Origin of the sequence: Streptomyces sp. RP5T (assembly GCF_003933965.1) — a bacterium.
GTDB lineage: Bacteria > Actinomycetota > Actinomycetes > Streptomycetales > Streptomycetaceae > Streptomyces.
The window spans coordinates 1-1624 of record NZ_RSAJ01001028.1 but is presented as its reverse complement, the minus strand read 5'-3'; the positions used below and the strand labels follow the sequence as shown (position 1 = coordinate 1624).

Genomic DNA, 1624 nt, shown 5'->3' with positions numbered 1-1624 from the left:
GGGCGGGGAGGAGGTTGGGGTGGTCCGGGAACAGCTCCCAGAGGATCGCGAGGAGGGCCTTGTTGCTGAGCAGCATCTTCCAGGCGGGTTCGATCCACAGGGTGCTGCCGGTGCCGCCGCCGTTGTCGAGGGTGTCGAGGACGTGGGTGGCGAAGCGGTCCGTGGTGAGCCACTCCCAGGGGTAGAGCTTGAAGCAGCTGCGGATGAAGCGGAGCTGGTTGTCGACGAAGCGGCCGGAGAGGAGGTCCCAGCCGATCTCCTCCATCGAGATCCAGTCGGTGTCCAGGCCGGCCTGTTCGGCGGTCTCCTTGAGGTAGGCGACCGTCATGAGGTCCTCGCCGAGTTCGTCGGCGGAGGAGTGCGCGAAGTAGAGCGGGCTGCCGGGCGGCAGGAGGGCGGCCTGCTTCTTCCAGGCGGCGACGAGGCGTTCGTGGAGGGAGTTCCACTGGTCGGCGCCGGGGAAGCGCTCCTCCATCCAGAACCACTGGGGCGAGGCGGCCTCGACGAGGGAGGTGGGGGTGTCGGCGTTGTACTCCAGCAGCTTGGCCGGGCCTTCTCCGTCGTGGCGGAGGTCGAAGCGGCCGTAGACGGAGGGGAGTTCGGCGCGCCGGTGCCAGGACTCGGCGACCACCTCGGCCACGCGCGGGTCGGTGATGCCGAGGTCGGCGAAGCGGTTCGCGGTGACGATGTGGTCGGCGGCGGCCAGGCACATGCGGTGGAGGTTCTCGACCGTCTCCTCCAGTGCCTCCACCTCGGGGAGCGTGAAGGAGTAGTAGGCGCTCTCGTCCCAGTAGGGGCGCAGGGAGTCGTCGGGGTGGCGGGTGAGCGGGTAGACGAGGCCCTGGGCCTCGACGGTCTGCTGCCAGCCGGGGCGCGGGGTGATGGTGTGTCGTCGCATGATGCTGGGCTCGGCCGTCAGCCGCCGGAGCTGCCGCCCTTGCCGACACCGCCGCCGTCGCCACTGCCTCCGCTGCCGAAGCCGCCGCGGTCGACACCGCCGCCGCTGGTGCTGCTCCCCCCGTTGCCACCGGAGCTGCTCGACGAACCGCCGGATCCCTTGCCGGACTTGGTGAAGGAGCCGCCCGAGACCCAGGAGCCCTTCTTCTTGCCGCCGTAGTAGTAGGTGCCGTTGACCGAGGTGCTGGACTTGCAGTTCTTGTCGGCGACGACCTGGTAGCCCTTGCCGAGGGTGTAGCTGTCGCGGTCGACGCAGCGCTTGTCGGGGTCGGAGGAGCAGGCGGTCAGGGCCATGGCGAGCAGTCCCACGCCGCCGAGTGCGACCGTGCCCGAGCGAAGTTGCCGGCGTGCGTCTGCCATGTTCGTGTCTCCCCCTGAGTCAGGCCGTGGGCCCGGTGTGCGTGTGTGTCCGGCTGACAGCTTAGAGATCAGTAAGAGCTCGTCCCAAGGCAGCCTGCCTCGCGCCCCCTCCCCTAAGGTCACTTCGTGCTCTTTGGAATGGTGTGTGCTCTCGGTGCCGCGGTCTGCTTCGGCACGGCCACCGTGCTGCAGGCTATGGCGGCCAGGGCGGCGGACACGGGCGGCGGCGGTGGCGAGGGCTCGGCGGTCGCGGTGACGCTGTTCCTGCGGGCGGGGCGGCAGTGGCGGTATCTGGCGGGTCTGGCCC

Annotated in this window: 2 protein-coding genes and 1 pseudogene; 1 reads left to right on the top strand and 2 read right to left on the bottom strand. The window is 69.9% G+C overall.

The window, feature by feature from the left end; genetic code table 11:
* Both EHS43_RS44155 and EHS43_RS44150 read right to left on the bottom strand, forming a co-directional pair.
* Positions 1 to 898 (bottom strand): glutathionylspermidine synthase family protein (locus tag EHS43_RS44155; protein ID WP_148104325.1); only part of this gene is annotated, 898 nt, incomplete at its 3' end.
* A gap of 17 nt (positions 899 to 915) precedes the next feature.
* Positions 916 to 1317: a hypothetical protein gene (locus tag EHS43_RS44150; RefSeq protein WP_125196012.1), complete on the bottom strand. Its 402-nt coding sequence runs from the start codon at positions 1315 to 1317 to the stop codon at positions 916 to 918.
* Between the two features lie 126 nt (positions 1318 to 1443).
* Here EHS43_RS44150 and EHS43_RS44145 point away from each other — a divergent pair.
* Positions 1444 to 1624 (top strand): annotated as a pseudogene (locus EHS43_RS44145) (hypothetical protein); the annotation flags it as partial.

Coding starts and splice junctions, on each gene's coding strand:
- EHS43_RS44150 (WP_125196012.1), bottom strand. CDS start 1,317: ATGGCAGACGCACGCCGGCAACTTCGCTCGGGCACGGTCGCACTCGGC.